15 protein-coding genes are annotated in these 15,272 nt (G+C 66.3%); 8 read left to right on the forward strand and 7 right to left on the reverse strand.

Annotated features, from left to right (window positions below):
* Positions 1–3: 3 nt before the first annotated feature.
* Together AC099J_RS23355 and AC099J_RS23360 are read right to left on the reverse strand one after the other, a co-directional pair.
* Complete coding sequence (locus AC099J_RS23355) at positions 4–1,314, reverse strand: ABC transporter substrate-binding protein (protein ID WP_479617691.1); 1,311 nt, start codon at positions 1,312–1,314, stop codon at positions 4–6.
* Positions 1,315–1,500: 186 nt separating this feature from the next.
* Positions 1,501–1,896, reverse strand: a complete 396-nt coding sequence (locus AC099J_RS23360; RefSeq protein WP_479617692.1) for an MAPEG family protein — start codon at positions 1,894–1,896, stop codon at positions 1,501–1,503.
* Between the two features lie 282 nt (positions 1,897–2,178).
* Between AC099J_RS23360 and AC099J_RS23365 the strand changes: the two genes are divergently transcribed.
* Positions 2,179–2,745, forward strand: coding sequence for a restriction endonuclease (locus tag AC099J_RS23365; RefSeq protein ID WP_479617693.1), 567 nt, complete (start codon positions 2,179–2,181; stop codon positions 2,743–2,745).
* Here AC099J_RS23365 and AC099J_RS23370 read toward each other — a convergent pair.
* The 3 genes from AC099J_RS23370 to AC099J_RS23380 all read right to left on the reverse strand — a co-directional run bounded on the left by AC099J_RS23370 (position 2,739) and on the right by AC099J_RS23380 (position 6,656).
* Positions 2,739–3,989, reverse strand: coding sequence for a D-amino acid dehydrogenase (locus tag AC099J_RS23370; protein ID WP_479617694.1), 1,251 nt, complete (start codon positions 3,987–3,989; stop codon positions 2,739–2,741). The two genes, AC099J_RS23365 and AC099J_RS23370, sit on opposite strands and share 7 nt — an antisense overlap.
* A gap of 135 nt (positions 3,990–4,124) precedes the next feature.
* Positions 4,125–4,670 (reverse strand): cupin domain-containing protein, encoded by a 546-nt coding sequence (locus AC099J_RS23375; RefSeq protein WP_479617695.1) that lies wholly within the window; start codon positions 4,668–4,670, stop codon positions 4,125–4,127.
* An 84-nt stretch (positions 4,671–4,754) separates the two neighbouring features.
* A complete protein-coding gene (locus tag AC099J_RS23380; RefSeq protein WP_479617696.1) occupies positions 4,755–6,656 on the reverse strand; it encodes a sensor domain-containing diguanylate cyclase in 1,902 nt (633 codons plus the stop codon).
* Between the two features lie 479 nt (positions 6,657–7,135).
* Here AC099J_RS23380 and AC099J_RS23385 point away from each other — a divergent pair, with 479 nt between their 5' ends.
* The 5 genes from AC099J_RS23385 (at position 7,136) to AC099J_RS23405 (ending at position 11,252) form a co-directional block, all read left to right on the forward strand.
* A complete protein-coding gene (locus AC099J_RS23385; protein ID WP_479617807.1) occupies positions 7,136–7,945 on the forward strand; it encodes a transporter substrate-binding domain-containing protein in 810 nt (269 codons plus the stop codon).
* Between the two features lie 24 nt (positions 7,946–7,969).
* Positions 7,970–8,632 (forward strand): amino acid ABC transporter permease, encoded by a 663-nt coding sequence (locus AC099J_RS23390; RefSeq protein ID WP_479617697.1) that lies wholly within the window; start codon positions 7,970–7,972, stop codon positions 8,630–8,632.
* A 12-nt stretch (positions 8,633–8,644) separates the two neighbouring features.
* On the forward strand, positions 8,645–9,298 hold the full coding sequence (locus AC099J_RS23395; RefSeq protein WP_479617698.1) for an amino acid ABC transporter permease: 654 nt from the start codon (positions 8,645–8,647) through the stop codon (positions 9,296–9,298).
* Positions 9,282–10,070 (forward strand): amino acid ABC transporter ATP-binding protein, encoded by a 789-nt coding sequence (locus AC099J_RS23400; RefSeq protein ID WP_479617699.1) that lies wholly within the window; start codon positions 9,282–9,284, stop codon positions 10,068–10,070. The genes AC099J_RS23395 and AC099J_RS23400 overlap by 17 nt, the downstream gene beginning before the upstream one ends.
* 267 nt (positions 10,071–10,337) lie before the next feature.
* Entirely contained in the window at positions 10,338–11,252 is a 915-nt protein-coding gene (locus AC099J_RS23405) for a LysR family transcriptional regulator (RefSeq protein WP_479617700.1), read from the forward strand.
* A 39-nt stretch (positions 11,253–11,291) separates the two neighbouring features.
* Here AC099J_RS23405 and AC099J_RS23410 read toward each other — a convergent pair whose 3' ends face one another.
* Both AC099J_RS23410 and AC099J_RS23415 read right to left on the reverse strand, forming a co-directional pair.
* The gene (locus tag AC099J_RS23410) at positions 11,292–12,302 is read right to left on the reverse strand and encodes a TRAP transporter substrate-binding protein (protein ID WP_479617701.1); all 1,011 of its coding nucleotides are present in this window, start codon (positions 12,300–12,302) and stop codon (positions 11,292–11,294) included.
* Positions 12,303–12,628: 326 nt separating this feature from the next.
* The gene (locus AC099J_RS23415; protein WP_479617702.1) at positions 12,629–13,360 is read right to left on the reverse strand and encodes a PEP-CTERM sorting domain-containing protein; all 732 of its coding nucleotides are present in this window, start codon (positions 13,358–13,360) and stop codon (positions 12,629–12,631) included.
* Positions 13,361–13,704: 344 nt separating this feature from the next.
* Between AC099J_RS23415 and AC099J_RS23420 the strand changes: the two genes are divergently transcribed.
* Both AC099J_RS23420 and AC099J_RS23425 read left to right on the forward strand, forming a co-directional pair.
* A complete protein-coding gene (locus AC099J_RS23420; protein ID WP_479617703.1) occupies positions 13,705–14,721 on the forward strand; it encodes an ABC transporter substrate-binding protein in 1,017 nt (338 codons plus the stop codon).
* Positions 14,722–14,726: 5 nt separating this feature from the next.
* Positions 14,727–15,221: a nucleoside deaminase gene (locus AC099J_RS23425; protein ID WP_479617704.1), complete on the forward strand. Its 495-nt coding sequence runs from the start codon at positions 14,727–14,729 to the stop codon at positions 15,219–15,221.
* The last annotated feature ends 51 nt before the right edge of the window (positions 15,222–15,272 follow it).

Raw genomic sequence — 15,272 nt, forward strand, 5'->3', positions numbered from 1 at the left:
GGCTTACTTGTAGTAGCCGCCCTTTTTCATTTCACGCTCGGCCAGCGTCTGCGAGGCCTTCAGCGCCGCGTCCACCGTCACGCGGCCGGACAGCGCCGCACTCATCTGCTGGCCCACGCCCAGGCCGATGGCCTGGAACTCGGGAATGGCCGCGTACTGCACGCCGACGTAGGGGGACTTGGCCAGCGTGCTGTCGTTCGGGTTGGCCGACTCGATGGCCTTCTTCTCGGCAGCAGCGAACTTGGCGACCTTCTGGAAGTCGGCGTTCGCGTAGGTGCTCTTGCGCGTGCCGGTGGGCACCGTGGCCCAGCCATGCTCCTTGGCGACCAGGTTCACGTAGTCCTTGGAGGTGGCCCACCGGATGAACGTCTGTGCGGCCGCGTCCTTGGTCGAGCTGGCGGGGATGGCCAGGTTCCACGACCACAGCCAGTTCGCACCCTTGGGCGTGACGGCGGTGGGGGCCTGCGCGAACGCGACCTTGTCGGCCACCTTGGACTGCTTGGGATCGGCGATGAACGAGGCGGCGATGGTGGCATCCACCCACATCGCGCACTTGCCTTCGTTGAACAGCGCCAGGTTCTCGTTGAAGCTGTTGGCCGATGCACCGGGCGGGCCGTAGTTCTTCAACAGGTCCACGTACAGAGTGATGGCATCCTTCCAGGGCTTGGTGTCGATCTGCGGCTTCCAGGCCATGTCGAACCACTGGCCGCCGTGCGTGTTGATCATCGTGGACAGGAACGCCATGTTGTCGCCCCAGCCAGGCTTGCCGCGCAGGCACATGCCGTAGACGCCGCCCTTGGGGTCGTGCGCCTTGGCCGCGAACTCCTTGACCTGGGCCCATGTAGGCTGCTCGGCAATCGTGATGCCGGCCTTGTCGGCCAAATCCTTGCGGTACATCAGCATCGAGCTTTCGCCGTAGAACGGTGCGGCGTAGAGCTTGCCCTCGTGCGTCAGACCTGAGCGGATGGCCGGCAGGATGTCGTCCACGTCATAGGCTGCGTCGGTCGTGATGGGCTTGAGCCAGCCCTTCTTGGACCAGATCGGCGCCTCGTACAGGCCGATGGTCATCACGTCGAACTGGCCGCCCTTGGTGGCGATGTCGGTCGTCACGCGCTGGCGCAGGGCGCCCTCCTCCAGCGTGACCCACTTGACCTTGATGTCGGGGTTGGCCTTCTCGAAATGCGGCGTGAGCTTTTGCATCTCGATCATGTGGCCGTTGTTCACGGTCGCAATCACGAGTTCGGTGGCGGCCTGGGCGCTGAGGCCGGTGAGGGCAAAAGCGAGCGCGAGGCCCGTCTTGGCGAAATGCTGCATGGTGTCTCCTTGACGTGAATCGGGTGCAACGACCGCGTGGCCGTTGCAACCAATTCTGGAGACTTCCACTTGCGGTGCGTGTACCCTTCCCAGGGTTATCAATACTCCTATGCGCGCATGGATTGGGAGAATCCCTAAACTACTACTGCAAAGTTCTATGGCATTCGGCTCAAAGTATCGGTCGCGCTACCCCGGGCTGCAGAAGAACAGCGCGACGCTGACGGCCAGCCCCAGCACCCACACCAGGCTGCGCAGCGCACTCTTGTCGCGGATGTAGAGCGACACGTAGACCACCCGCAACAATACGTACGACAGCGCCAGCGCATCCACGCGCGCCTGGGCCGCGCCGAGCTGGTGCGCCACGATCACGCCAGCCATGAACAGCGGCAGCCCTTCGAAGCCATTGGCCTGCGCCGCCAGCGCGCGGGCGCGCCAGCCGCTCTGGCGCGCCGCCCAGTCGCGCGGCGCGCTGTTGTCGGCCAGGCCGAAGGCGCCGGCCTTGGCGATCCAGGCGGTTCCGTAAGGCAGCACGGCGGCCAGCAGCAGACACCAGTAGGCCAGTGTGAGTTGACTCAGGTTCATCGAGATCGGTCCTTTCAAACCTGCCCTCCCCGAGAGGGCAGCAAGACGCCATTGAACCAGCGTTCACGCCGGATGGCGCCGCTGCGCCAATGAACAACCGTTGCAGCGACAGTGCTCGGCTGCACCACGCCGGGCTACGTTGTCGCGACGCCGCACCGACATCCAACGGCACAGCGGGCCACGGCAGGTGCATCGCGACGATGCCGCAGGACGATCCAGGTGCGGCCGACGCGACGTGCTACAAACCACGCCTTTGCTGATAGCGACACGTACGAGAACCGCATGAAACTGAAGATGGCCGAGAACTCGCTGTTCGCAATCCTGTTGCGCTCGCGCTGGTGGATCAGCTTCGCAGTAGCGCTGGCGTTCTTCGCCGTCAGCATGGCGCTGCTGCCCCCGGAGTACGCACTGTTTGGCGCGCTGGGCGCCGTGCCGTTCGCGGTCATTGGCGCCATCGCGCTGAAGCGGCAGTGGGGCACGCTGAGCGCCAGCGAGGTCGAGGCCCTGCTGAACCGGGCCGCCGCGATGAGCTGGACGGAGTTTGCCGCCGCGCTGGAGACGGCCTACCGCAGCGCCGGCTACACCGTCACGCGCACCAGCGGCGGCGCCGACTTCCTCTTGGACAAGGGCGGACGCACCACGCTGGTGGGCGCCAAGCGCTGGAAGGCCGCGCGCCAGGGCGTCGAGCCACTGCGTGAACTGGATGCCGCACGCCGCGCGCAGGACGCCGATGCTGCGGTGTTCCTGACGCTGAGCCCGCTCAGCGACAACGCCCAGGCCTTCGCCCGGCAGGCGCCGATCCGCGTGCTGCAGGGCGCTGATCTGGCGGTGCTGCTGCGCGCTCAGTAACGGGCCAGGCTCAGGCCTTCGGTGTCGATCTTGGGCGCTTTGCCGCCCAGCCAGTCGGCCAGCAGCTGGCCACTGCCGGCGGCCATCGTCCAACCCAGCGTGCCGTGCCCGGTGGACAGCCACAGCTTGGCGTAGCGCGTCGGGCCGATCAGTGGCGTGCCGTCGGGCGTCATCGGCCGCAGGCCGGTCCAGAACTTCGCCTGTGCCAGGTCGCCGCCACGCGGAAACAGGTCGGTCACCACGTGGTCCAACGTGCGCCGGCGCGCGTCCTTGAGCGACACGTCATAACCGGTCAGCTCCGCCGTGCCGCCCACGCGGATGCGATCGCCCAGGCGTGTGACGGCCACCTTGTGGGTCTCGTCCATGACGGTCGATTCCGGCGCGCCGCTGGCATCCGTGATCGGCAGCGTCAGCGAATAGCCCTTGACCGGGTACACCGGCAGATGCAGGCCGAGGGGCCGGGCCAGCAGCGGTGAGTAGCTGCCCAGCGCCAGCACGTAACGGTCGGCCTGCAGCAGCCCGGCGTCGGTGCGCACGCCGGTGATGTCGCCGCCGGCGTGCTCGATGGCCTGGATGTTCACGCCGTGGCGAAACGCGACGCCCAGCCCTTTGGCCAGCTGCGCCAGGCGCTGCGTGAACAGGAAACAGTCCCCGGTCTCGTCGCCCGGCAGCAGCAGGCCGCCAGTGAACTTCTCGCGCACGCCGGCCAGCGCGGGCTCATGGCGCACGCAGCCATCCATGTCCAGCACCTCGTACGGCACGCCGTATTCCTTGAGCACCGCGATGTCGCCGGCCGTGCCATCCACCTGTTGTTGCGTGCGGAACAGTTGCAGCGTGCCCTGCATGCGCTGGTCGTAGGCGATGCCGGTGTCGGCCCGCAGCGCCTGCAGGCAGTCACGGCTGTACTCGGCCAGGCGCACCATGCGCGCCTTGTTGATGCGGTAGCGCTCGGCGGTGCAGTTGCGCAGCATGGACAGGCCCCAGCGCCACATGCGCGGGTCGGTCAACGGCTGGATCACCAGCGGGCTGTGCTGCATCAGCAGCCATTTGATGGCCTTGACCGGCACCCCCGGGCCAGCCCAGGGTGCCGAGTAGCCCGGCGACACCTCGCCGGCATTGGCGAAGCTGGTCTCCATGCCCGCCGCTGGCTGGCGGTCGACCACCGTCACCGTGTGGCCGGCGCGTGCCAGATACCAGGCGGCCGTGGTGCCGATCACGCCGCTGCCAAGAATCACGATCTTCATGCCCTGCCCTCATGCGGCTGATTGCCGTGGGCGCGATTGTGCGAGCGAAGGGTGCGCGCAAGGTGCCTGCAGCGCCTGCGGCGTGCCGATTGCATCGGCGATCAGCGCCGCTGATGGACGCGGCGCGAAGGCGCGCTAGACCCCGCCGTGCGGATGCGTCGGGTCGACCCACAGCACGGTGTCGGGCTGCTCGACCGGCGCGATGTCCAGGTTCACGGCGACAGCCTCGCCGTCGCTGCGACACAGCACGCATTCCAGCGACTCGGTGGGGCTGGCGTTGATCTCCTGGTGCGGCACATACGGCGGGACGTAGATGAAGTCGCCCGGGCCGGCCTCGGCGGTGAATTCCAGCTGCTCGCCCCAGCGCATGCGGGCACGGCCACGCACGACGTAGATCACACTTTCCAGGTGGCCGTGGTGGTGGGCACCGGTCTTGGCGTTGGCATGGATGGTGACGGTGCCGGCCCACAGCTTCTGCGCGCCGACACGTGCGAAGTTGATCGCTGCCTTGCGGTCCATGCCGGGGGTCTGCGCGGTATTGCCGTCCAACTGGCCAGCGGGGATGACACGCACGCCGTCGTGCTTCCACGCGGGCGCTTCGGACTCTGGCGCGTGGTCGTGCGAACGGTTGTTTGAATGGTCGTGCGAATCGTCGTGTGGATGGTGGTCGTGTGCGGACATGCGCGTCTCCTCGTCATTCCTGCGGGTGGCAAAGGGCCGATGGCCGGCGGTGGTCGCGTGGCGCGGGCGACGGCCCGCGCGGCGTCATTCGAACGCGAACGGTGTGAACGCCCGGCGCTGGTGCTTCACGCGGTACATGGCGGCGTCGGCGTCCATCAGGATCTGCTCGGCGCTATCCTGGCTGCCCAGCAGCAGGCGGATGCCGATGCTGGCCGAGCACTGGTGCCGCACGCCACGCAGGTGGAAGTCGCGCTCGATGGCGTCGAGCAGCTTGTCGGCCACGGTGTTCACGTGATCGGCTGCGGCCTTCTCTTCGCGGCCCAGCTCCTGCAGCAGCACGACGAACTCGTCGCCGCCCAGCCGCGCCACGGTGTCGTGCTGACGCACGGCCGATTGCAGGCGCCGCGACACCTCCATCAGCAACTGGTCGCCGATGTCATGGCCGAAGTTGTCGTTGACCTGCTTGAAGCGGTCCAGGTCGATGAACAGCACGCCGAAGTAGGTACGCTGGCGCGCGCTGGCGAGCTGGGCCTGGCGCAGCCGGTCCATCAGCAGACGCCGATTGGGCAGGCGCGTCAGCGGGTCGTTGAAGGCCATGGCGCGGATCTCCGCCTCCAGCGCCTTGTGGCGCGTGATGTCGCGCGCGATGGTGGTCGCGCCGACGATGGCGCCACCGCTGTCCAGGATCGGCGAGACCGCAATCGACACGTGGACCATCGAGCCATCCTTGCGCATGCGCACGGTCTCGAATGGCTCGACGCGCTCGCCGCGCTGCACCCGCGCCAGCATGCCCGGCTCCTCGGCGCGCCGGTCCGGGGGCGTCAGCCGCGTGACCGGCTGGCCGAGCATCTCCGCCTCGGTGAAGCCGAACATCTGGTGCGCGCCGCGGTTCCAGTTGGTGATGGTGCCGCCGATGGTCTTGCCGACCACTGCGTCCGACGACGTCTGCACCATGGCCTCGAAGCGGTTGTAGATGGCGTCGATCTGCCGGCGCGACCAGCGGTACTGCGTGAAGCAGGCAAACAGCGTGAGCGCCACGGTGACGCCTGCCAGCGCCAGGAACAGGAAGGCGTTGGCCCGCCAACCCTCCAGGAAATCGTGCGTCGACTGCCCCACGATCAGATAGAACGGATAGTTGCGCACCTTGCGGAAGACGTTGTTGCGCTCCATCTGGTCGAACGCGGTGGAGGCCACGTACTGGCCCTCGGCCGGCTCGGCGGCCACGGCATCGCGCAGCTCGCTCGAGACATGGCTGGTGCCCACGGCGTCACGCACATCGGCGGTATAGGGGTGGCGGTGCACCAGCGTCAGATCCTGCGTGCGCAACGAGGCTGCACCGTTGGGGCCGAGTTCGACGCCGACGAAGAGGTTCTCGAACTGCGCCGCCCCCAGCCGTGCGTACACCACGCCGAGGAAACCGCCACCCACATCGCGCACGGCCCGCGCCAGCACCAGGTGCGGCGGCCGCCCCGTCGTTGCGGGGTAGGGGCCGCTGACCACCATGGCGCCCTGTGCGCCGCCTTCGTCGCGCGCACGGGTGAAGAAATCCGCATCGGCCACGCGCGGGCCGTCGCCCTGGGCGGCGCCATCCTCGTAGCGCACGATGCCCTGCGCATCGGCCACGCGTACCGATTCGAGGCTCAACAGCGGCAGGCTGCGCAGCTGGAGCGCACGCGCGCCCGCCGCTGGCGCCGCAGGCGCGCCCCGCAACCGCTCCGTGTGTTGCACGGCCAGCACCTGCAAATACATGTCGATCTTGTCGAAACCATCGGCCAGGCGCGCCTCGATCAGACGCGTGACGTTGTGCGTGGCGACGGTGGCGCGGTCGCGGTATCGCTGGTATTCCGTCCAGATCGCCATGCCCGCCAGCAAACCCACCAATACGGTGATGACGACAGGCCCCAGCGCATAAGCCAGCCAGGGCACGCTGGAGCCGCGCAGTGCAGGCCGCGCGGCAAAGCGCGGATCGTCAGAGGTTCGTGCCATGGCGGACGATTCTAAGACGCATGTTGCGGCTCAAACGGCCCCGGATTGTTGCCAAAAAATGGACGGATCGCCCCGGCAGCGCACGATCGACCGTTCCTGCCAGCGGAGTGGGTGCGGTGGGCGCGACCACAGGGAAATCGCTGGGCCCAGGAGTGCCAGTCACCAGTCCGGTGCATGCCAACTGCCACCCGCAGGCACGGAAGCTGCTCGACAGCGCCCATGACCAACGCTGGCGCTTGGCTCTTCGCAAAAACTGCAACACGCATGGCGGGGTTTGGCCCAGGTATCGCCAGCCGTGCGACCGCCCCTGGCGGACGGCTCGCTCACGCAGCCAAAAAAAAGTGCCAACGCCTGTAGGCAAGACTGAGGCACAAGTCTTGCCTACAAGATTCGTGCAACGCGCTCCGGGCCACCAGGACGCACCAACCCCGGGCACTGGGCCCGACCACTCTCACCCACCTTGGAGCCTTGACATGAACATGACGCAACTGACCCACCACCTAGGCCGCCGCATCGCCTTGGTCGGCGCCGCTGCTGCTGCCCTTGCCTGCCTGGCACCAGCCGCGCACGCCCAAAACGCGCTGGACAACGTCATGAAGGCGAAGAAGATCACGATCGCCATTCCGACCGACTTCCCGCCCTACGGCTTCGTCGGCACCGACCTCAAGCCGCAGGGCCTGGACATCGACATGGCCAACTACATCGCCGGCAAACTGGGCGTGGGCGTCGAGCTGACGCCGGTCACCAGCACCAACCGCATCCCCTATCTGCAGAGCGGCAAGGCAGAGCTGGTCATCTCCACGTTGGGCAAAAACCCTGAGCGCGAGGCCGTCATCGATTTCACGGTGGCCTATTCGCCGTTCTTCCAGGCCGTCTTTGCACCCAAGACGCTGGCCATCAAGGGCTTTGCCGATCTGGCGGGCAAGAGCGTGGGCGTGACGCGCGGCGCCATCGAAGACCAGGAGCTGAGCAAGCTGGCACCGCCCAGCGCCGATATCAAGCGCTTCGAGGACAACAACGCCACCGTCTCCTCGTTCGTGGCCGGCCAGGTGCAACTGATCGCCACTGGCGCATCGGTGGCCGGCAACCTGATCGCCAAGAACCCGCAGCTGGGCACCGAATACAAGCTGCTGCTGAAGGATTCGCCGAACTTCATCGGCGTGGCCAAGGGCGAGGACAAACTGCGCCTGAAGGTCAACGAGATCCTGGTGGCGGCCAAGGCCTCGGGCGACCTGGACAAGATGGCGCAGCGCTGGCTGGGCCGCCCGGCCGGCAACCTGCCCCAGTAATCCCGCGCCCCACGCCATCGCGCCATGCGTGTTCAACTCGATTTCGGCGCCGTCCTGGCGCAATGGCCGATGCTGCTGACCGGCATCGCCTGGACGCTGGCCTTGACCGCCATCTCGGCGGTGATCGGCGTGGCGATCGGCATCGCGTTCGCCTGGGTGCGTTCGCACGGCGCGCCGTGGCTGAAGTGGGTCGTCGGCAGCTATGTGGAGCTGATCCGCAACACGCCCTTCATCGTGCAGCTGTTCTTCATCTACTTCGGCCTGCCGGCAGCGGGCGTGAAGCTGACGCCGGAGACCGCCTCGGTCATCGCGATGGTCGTGAACCTGTCGGCCTATGCGACCGAGATCATCCGCGCCGGTATCGACGCCACACCCCGGGGCCAGATCGAGGCGGCCCACAGTCTGGCGCTGGACCGCATGCAGACCTTCACGCGCGTGGTGCTGCCACCTGCGCTGAAGAAGGTCTGGCCCTCGTTGGTCAGCCAGATCATCATCGTGATGCTGGGCTCAGCCGTGTGCGGGCAGATCTCCACGCCCGAGCTGAGCTTCGCCGCCAACGTGATCCAGAGCCGCAACTTCCGCGCGTTCGAGGCTTTCATCATCGCCACGGCCTTGTACCTGGTGCTGTCGATCGCGATGCGCCGGCTGCTGAACTGGCTCGGCCCGCGCTTCATCTACGGCCGCTGAGGAGCACACCCCATGGTCGATTTCTCCTTGTGGGACATCCTTCGCAACCTGCTGCTGGCGCTGCGCTGGACGGTCGTGCTCTCGCTGATCGCGTTCGTCGGCGGTGGTCTGGTGGGCCTGGCGCTGCTGGTCGCCCGTCTGTCGCAAAAGCCCGGCACTGAGCCCTTTGTCGCCGGCTACGTGCAGTTGTTCCAGGGCACGCCACTGCTGATGCAGCTGTTCCTGGCCTACTTCGGCCTGGCGCTGCTGGGCGTGCAGACTTCGGCCTGGGTGGCGGCCTCGGCCGCGCTGACGCTCTACACCAGCGCCTTTCTCGCCGAGATCTGGCGCGGCTGCGTCGCTGCCATTCCCAAAGGCCAATGGGAGGCGGCCGACAGCCTGGCACTTTCGTTCGGCGAGAAGCTGCGCCATGTGGTCTTGCCGCAGGCGCTGAAGATCGCGATCCCGCCAACCGTGGGCTTTCTGGTGCAGGTGGTCAAAGGGACGGCGCTGGCGTCGGTGATCGGCTTCATCGAGCTGACCAAGGCCGGCACCATGATCACCAACGCCACCTTCAAGCCCTTCGTGGTCTACAGCTGCGTGGCGCTGCTGTATTTCGCGCTGTGCTTCCCGATCAGCCTGTATGCCAAGACCCTGGAAAGGAAGATGAATGTCCTCCGTGCTTGAGCGCCCCGGCGCATCCGCCCCTGCGGCCACCACCGGCCAGCCCATCGTCGAGATCAAGGGGCTGCGCAAGTCCTATGGCACGAACGAGGTCTTGAAGGGAATCGACCTGCAGGTGCAGCCGGGCGAGGTGATTGCCATCATCGGCAAGAGCGGCTCGGGCAAGAGCACTCTGTTGCGCTGCATCAACGGGCTGGAAGTGTTCCAGGCCGGCAACCTGACGGTGGACGGCAAGCCACTGCTGCACGATGACGCTGGCGCCATGCGCACGCTGCGCCAGCGGGTGGGCATGATCTTCCAGGGGTTCAATCTGTTCCCGCACCTGACGGTGGGCAAGAACGTGATGCTGGCGCCCAGCCTGGTCAAGAAGAAGGACCCTGCGGCCGGTGCCGATCAGGCCCGCAAGCTGCTGGCCCGCGTCGGCCTGGCCGAAAAGTTCGATGCCTGGCCCGACCAGCTTTCCGGTGGCCAGCAGCAGCGCGTGGCGATCGCCCGCGCGCTGGCGATGGAGCCGGCCGTGCTGCTGTGCGACGAGATCACGAGCGCGCTCGACCCGGAGTTGGTAGGCGAGGTGCTGCGGGTGGTCGAGAGCCTGGCCGATGAGGGCATGACGCTCTTGATGGTCACGCACGAGATGAGCTTTGCACGCAAGGTCAGCGACCGGCTGATCTTCATGCACCAGGGCCGCGTGCACGAGATGGGGCCGCCGGCGCAGCTCTTTGCGAACCCGCAGACGGCGGAGCTCAAGCAGTTTTTGTCGTCATTGCACGATTGAAGCTCGACGCCCGCAGCCGCGGCGCGGTCGCGGTCGACGCCGTCGGGAGGGCACGAGCGGCTCACACTGCGCCAGGGCCAGCTTTAGCAGCCGCCACGCCGCCCGTTGGCTGGGTCGCATGGCCGGGCGTCCCTGGGTTCGGCCAGCGCCACCTGGATGAACTTCGTCAGCGCCAGGGGCGCGGCTACATCCAGGAGCGTTCGCCCTGCAGCCTGAAGCCGCGCGACGGCCGCCAGCGCCCTACCCCGCGGCTACCATGGCTCGCAGATGACCGACAGCCTGAATTCCCTGAACCTGCACGACCTGCGCCTCCTGGCGCTGCTGTTGTCCGAGCGCAGCGTGACGCGGGCGGCCGAGGCCAGTGGCCAAGCCCAGCCAGCCGTCAGCCGCAAGCTGCAACGCCTGCGCGAACTGTTGGCGGACCCATTGCTGGTACGCAGCGGCGCGCGCATGGTGTTGACCGAGCGCGCCCAGACCCTGCGTGAGCCACTGCGCGAAATCATGGCTCAGGCCGCGCGCTTGGAGGCTGGCGGCCAGTTCAACCCGTCAAACGCTGAGCGCGCTTTTCACATCGTCTGCTCTGACTGCCTGCCACCGGATTTTCTTCCTGGCATCGTGACGCGACTGACAGGTGCCGGACCACGGATCGCGGCCCATGTGCGGCCGGCCGACGCCGCTTTCGACCTGGCCCAGGCGCTGGACGACGGAAGCGTCGATCTGGTCATCAACAACGACCCACGCCCGCGTGAAGACCTGCGCATGGCCGCGCTGTTCACCGACGAGGTGGTCTGCCTGATGCGCGAAGGCCACCCACTCTCGCAGGAGCGCCGCATCCCGCTGGCGCGCTATCTGCGCATGCGGCATCTGGCCCCGCACACCGGCGCGCAGCCGCGTACCGGCCCGATCGACGGCGAACTGGCCAAGACCGGTTACCAACGGCAGATCGTGGCCACGGTACCTGAGTTCAACCTCGCGCCGTACGCGCTGCTGCAGAGCGACCTGGTCTTCACCACAGCCAGACGTTTCGCCGAGCACTACGCGGAACGGCTGCCGCTGGTGATGGCGCCGGCACCCTCGGAGATCCCGCCGATGCGCTTCTATCAGCTGTGGCATGAACGCAGTCACGCCAGTGCAGCAAGCCGCTGGTTGCGGGCGCAGGTGCAAGGGCAGGCGGCCGGCTGAAGGCACTGCGGGGCCGCGCCGCCTGCCACCGCGCGGTGGCTATTTGGCGGTGCCACGCACCTTGGCCAGCTCGCCCATCATTTCGCTGGTGGTGTCTTCGCCGAAATCCTTGGCGAACTTGGCCAGCACCGGTTGCAGCTTTGTACGCAGCTTGGCTTGCTCGGCGGCCGGTAGCTCGGTGACCTGCATGCCGACCTTCTTCAGCTCGCCCAGCGCCTTGTCGCCGAACGCGCGAATGGTCTTGCGCTCGAACACAGTAGCCTCCCGCACGGCCTCTTGCACGATCTTCTGTTCCTGCTCCGACAAGCCATCCCAGGTCTTCTTGGACATCAGCACCACCCAGGCGCTGTACATGTGGCGCGACAGCACCAGGTGCTTCTGGACTTCGTAGAACTTGCTGGCCAGGATGGTGGCGGTCGGGTTCTCCTGGCCGTCCACGGCGGCCGACTCCATCGCGGTGTACAGCTCGGTGAAGGCCATCGGCGTGGCGTTGGCGCCCAACGCGTTGAAGGTTTCCAGAAACAGCGGGTTCTGGATCACGCGCAACTTGAGGCCGGTGATGTCGTCCGCCTTGGTGATCGGGCGGCGCGAGTTGGTGACGTGGCGAAAGCCGTTTTCCCAGTAGCCCAGCCCGATCAGGCCCTTTTCGGGCAGCTTGGCGAGCAGCTTCTGACCAACCGGGCCGTCCAGCACCGCGTCGGCTTCCGCCTCGTTGTTGAAGGTCAGCGGCAGGTTGATGACCCCGAAAGGCCGGACGAGGGAGACCAGCGTGGAGCTGTCGGGCACCGTCATCTCCAGCGTGCCCCCGCGCAGGGCCGAGGTCATGGTCACGTCGTTGCCAAGTGCACCGCTGGCAAACAGCTTGGCCGTCATCTTGCCGCCGCTTTTGGCCGAGAGCTGTTCGGCGAAGTACTTGACGGCCAGGGCCTGGGGATGATCGTCACTCAGACCGATGCCGACCTTGAACATGCGGTCCTTGACCTGCGCAGTGGCAGGGCCGGTCAACGCAGCCATCACCGTTGCGGCGATGACAAGGGATTTCAACTTCATGAGGGTCTCCAATGGATTGACTTGCCTGCGATGGAATGCCCATCGACGCCTCGCTCGTCCGGTGCAGGAGCTCTGGCGCCAGCCGAGGTTAACCGTCCTTTGGATTGACCTACTCAATGTTGCAGCCATCGCGCCGAATGCCGATGGCTTGTGGAAGTTTTCCGGGCGAAACCGCAAACGTCGACCCGGGCAGAGATGCTTCGCGGGCTGTGCAGATCGTGGTCAGCTGAGATCGCAGCCAGGTCGGCGCTGACCACGAGCAGGTGGAACACCACCCAGCGAAACAGTAGCTTTCCTGCTGTGCGCTGGATGGGTTGGCAGGTCGCTCAGGCCGCCTGCGACTTGCGGCGACGTGCGACGCCGCCCATCACACCGACCGCGCCCAGGACCAGCGCGAGGGTTCCTGGTTCCGGGACGGTGTTGGTGATGTTGCTCAGGACCAGGTAGTCTTGGTAGGTCGGATTGCGATAGACGCTGACCTCATACTGGCTGTCCACGCTTCCAAAGTTATCGAGCCAGCTCTGCGCAAGAGCGGCCGTACCGACACCGCTGGAAGTCTGGGTGAAGACGCCGGAGGACAGCGCGTAGTCGAATGCTCCGTTGACCGTGGCCGTCTCCTGCACGATTTCCCAGATGGCCATCTGCACTGCGCCGGTCTCCTGCGCAGTGATGGAGGTGGTGCCGTTCCACTGACCGAACAGGGTCATCAAACGACCAAGGTCATCGGCTTTTTCCGCGCCAAAGTAGCTAGTACCGTCCACCAGGGTGTACACATTTTGGCTTGCACTACGGTATTGGAAGATGTCGACACAGTAAGCCTCGAACAGGCTTGTGACGCCGTCTTCGTTCTTCAGAAACTTCGACTCGCCTGCGTTGTAGGTGTCGACATGGGCGGGGTCGAGGCTGACGAAATCCACGCTCTGGCTGCCTTGCACGTAGCCCTGGTAGGCAAGCGTGACAGCAGCGTGAGACTGGCCTGCGGCAAGGCAGCACACGGCCGCTGCGGCACCGGCCAACCGCGTTGAAATGGAAACGAGACGGGGAGAAATCTTGCGCATGGATAGTTCCTTAGAAAGTGTCGTCCTGGCATCAGGCATGCCCGAACTGTTTGCATACTATGTAACTTCGATGAATCAAGTAGTGAGCTTGTTCACAACTTGTGATTAGAAAACTGTCCTATTCGACATAGTATGCAAACTATCTACGCGTGTTGATCGAAAACCCCGCGGGCGCTCGTGTGCCGAACCTTCGGCGCGCAGCTGGAGGTCGGCTAGGCAACCGAAGATTGAACAGCCCGCAGCGTCATGGCGGCTGGGCCATGTCCGCCATGGCTCTCACATGGCTATTGCCGTTCCCTGTCCATTCCTAGACTCCAGCCTACCCGTACACCTGGAGCTTCACGATGCACCGCCGCCACTTCCTCTCCCTGGGCACCGGCCTCGCCGCAATGTCCGCAGCCCCCCTTGCACAGGCCCAGCGCGAGCTGACACCACTGAAATTCACGCTGGACTTTCGGATCAGCGGCCAGGTCGCGCCATTTTTGCTGGCGCTGTCCAAGGGCTACTACGCCCACGAGGGCATCGCGCCCACCTTCGACGTCGGCAGCGGCTCAGTGGCGGCGATTACCCGCGTGGCCAGCGGCGCCTACGACATGGGCTTCGGCGACACCGGTGCGCTGGTCGAGTTCCACGCCGTGCAGGGCCCGCTCGTACAGGCCGTCTACCAGTACTACAACCGCGCGCCCTTCGTCATCATCGGCCGCAAGGACCGGGGCGTCACTGACTTCAAGAGCTTGGCCGGCAAGCGCATTGCCGCTGCGGCCGTGGAGTCCACACGACGGGCATGGCCGATCGCCGCCAAGCACGCCGGCATGCCGGCCAACGCCTTCGAATGGGTGACGACCGACTTTTCGCAGCGCGACAACGTGATCGTGCGCGGCGATGTCGATGGCGCGACCTACTTCCACGATTCGGCGTTGTCGCTGTTTCAGCGCATCGCGCCCGAACAGCTGGCCGTCCTGTCGTACGCCGACATCGGCGCAAGCCTCTATGGCAATGCCATCCTGGCCTCGACCGCGTTCGCCACGAAGAAGCCGGAGCTGGTGCGCGCCTTTCTGCGGGCCACCAACCGCGGCGTGCAGGAGGCCCTGGCCAACCCTGGCGCCGCCGCCGCTTTTGTGAAACAGCGCGAGCCGATGCTGGACGAGAAGCTGGAAGGCCAGCGCTTTGCCATCACTGCGCAGTACATGGTGACCGCAGACACACGCGCGCACGGCCTGGGCGCCGTGCGGCCCGAGCTGGTGAACAAGCAGATCGACGAGCTGCAGCAGACCTTCAGCCTGAAATCACGACCTGCAGCCGATGCGGTGTTCAACGCAGCGTTCCTGCCGGCTGCAGCCGAGCGTGCCGTCAAGGCCTGATCGCCATGCTGAACGACATGCTTTCCGACGCCGACGCGCGCTACCTGCGCCAGGCGATCGCGCTCTCTGCCACCGGCGGCACCCAGGGCAATCGGCCCTTCGGATCGGTGGTGGTCGCGGCGACGGGCGAAGTGCTGGCCGAGGCCTTCAACGACAACGCTGCCACGGGCGACTGCACGGCCCATGCCGAGGTCAATGCACTGCGCATCGCGACCACCGGCCAGCCGCGCGCTGCACTGAGTGGCGCCACCTTGTACGCCTCGGGCGAGCCCTGCGTCATGTGCGCAGGCGCCATCTTCTGGAGCGGCATCCGCCGCGTCGTGTTCGGCATCGACGCCGTCCGCCTGCGCGCATTCCGCGCTACGCAGGCCGGCGCGGCAGATCTGCCACTGTCCTGCCGCGACGTTTTCGCCACCAGCGCGGAGCCGTTCACCGTGGTCGGCCCCGCACTCATCGACGAAGCGGCCGCGCCGCACCACGCGTACTGGGGAACCCAATGAACACCGTCCGGCCACCAGCAGGCGCCCGCGTCGATGGCCCTCACTCTGAAG

The sequence above is a fragment of the Rhodoferax sp. RT4P68 genome (assembly GCF_056521305.1).

What these genes read in the sequence shown, in the direction of transcription:
- AC099J_RS23355 (WP_479617691.1), bottom strand. Translation starts at nt 1,314, where the DNA reads ATGCAGCATTTCGCCAAGACGGGCCTCGCGCTCGCTTTTGCCCTCACC.
- AC099J_RS23360 (WP_479617692.1), bottom strand. Translation starts at nt 1,896, where the DNA reads ATGAACCTGAGTCAACTCACACTGGCCTACTGGTGTCTGCTGCTGGCC.
- AC099J_RS23365 (WP_479617693.1), top strand. Translation starts at nt 2,179, where the DNA reads ATGAAACTGAAGATGGCCGAGAACTCGCTGTTCGCAATCCTGTTGCGC.
- AC099J_RS23370 (WP_479617694.1), bottom strand. Translation starts at nt 3,989, where the DNA reads ATGAAGATCGTGATTCTTGGCAGCGGCGTGATCGGCACCACGGCCGCC.
- AC099J_RS23375 (WP_479617695.1), bottom strand. Translation starts at nt 4,670, where the DNA reads ATGTCCGCACACGACCACCATCCACACGACGATTCGCACGACCATTCA.
- AC099J_RS23380 (WP_479617696.1), bottom strand. Translation starts at nt 6,656, where the DNA reads ATGGCACGAACCTCTGACGATCCGCGCTTTGCCGCGCGGCCTGCACTG.
- AC099J_RS23385 (WP_479617807.1), top strand. Translation starts at nt 7,136, where the DNA reads ATGACGCAACTGACCCACCACCTAGGCCGCCGCATCGCCTTGGTCGGC.
- AC099J_RS23390 (WP_479617697.1), top strand. Translation starts at nt 7,970, where the DNA reads ATGCGTGTTCAACTCGATTTCGGCGCCGTCCTGGCGCAATGGCCGATG.
- AC099J_RS23395 (WP_479617698.1), top strand. Translation starts at nt 8,645, where the DNA reads ATGGTCGATTTCTCCTTGTGGGACATCCTTCGCAACCTGCTGCTGGCG.
- AC099J_RS23400 (WP_479617699.1), top strand. Translation starts at nt 9,282, where the DNA reads ATGTCCTCCGTGCTTGAGCGCCCCGGCGCATCCGCCCCTGCGGCCACC.
- AC099J_RS23405 (WP_479617700.1), top strand. Translation starts at nt 10,338, where the DNA reads ATGACCGACAGCCTGAATTCCCTGAACCTGCACGACCTGCGCCTCCTG.
- AC099J_RS23410 (WP_479617701.1), bottom strand. Translation starts at nt 12,302, where the DNA reads ATGAAGTTGAAATCCCTTGTCATCGCCGCAACGGTGATGGCTGCGTTG.
- AC099J_RS23415 (WP_479617702.1), bottom strand. Translation starts at nt 13,360, where the DNA reads ATGCGCAAGATTTCTCCCCGTCTCGTTTCCATTTCAACGCGGTTGGCC.
- AC099J_RS23420 (WP_479617703.1), top strand. Translation starts at nt 13,705, where the DNA reads ATGCACCGCCGCCACTTCCTCTCCCTGGGCACCGGCCTCGCCGCAATG.
- AC099J_RS23425 (WP_479617704.1), top strand. Translation starts at nt 14,727, where the DNA reads ATGCTGAACGACATGCTTTCCGACGCCGACGCGCGCTACCTGCGCCAG.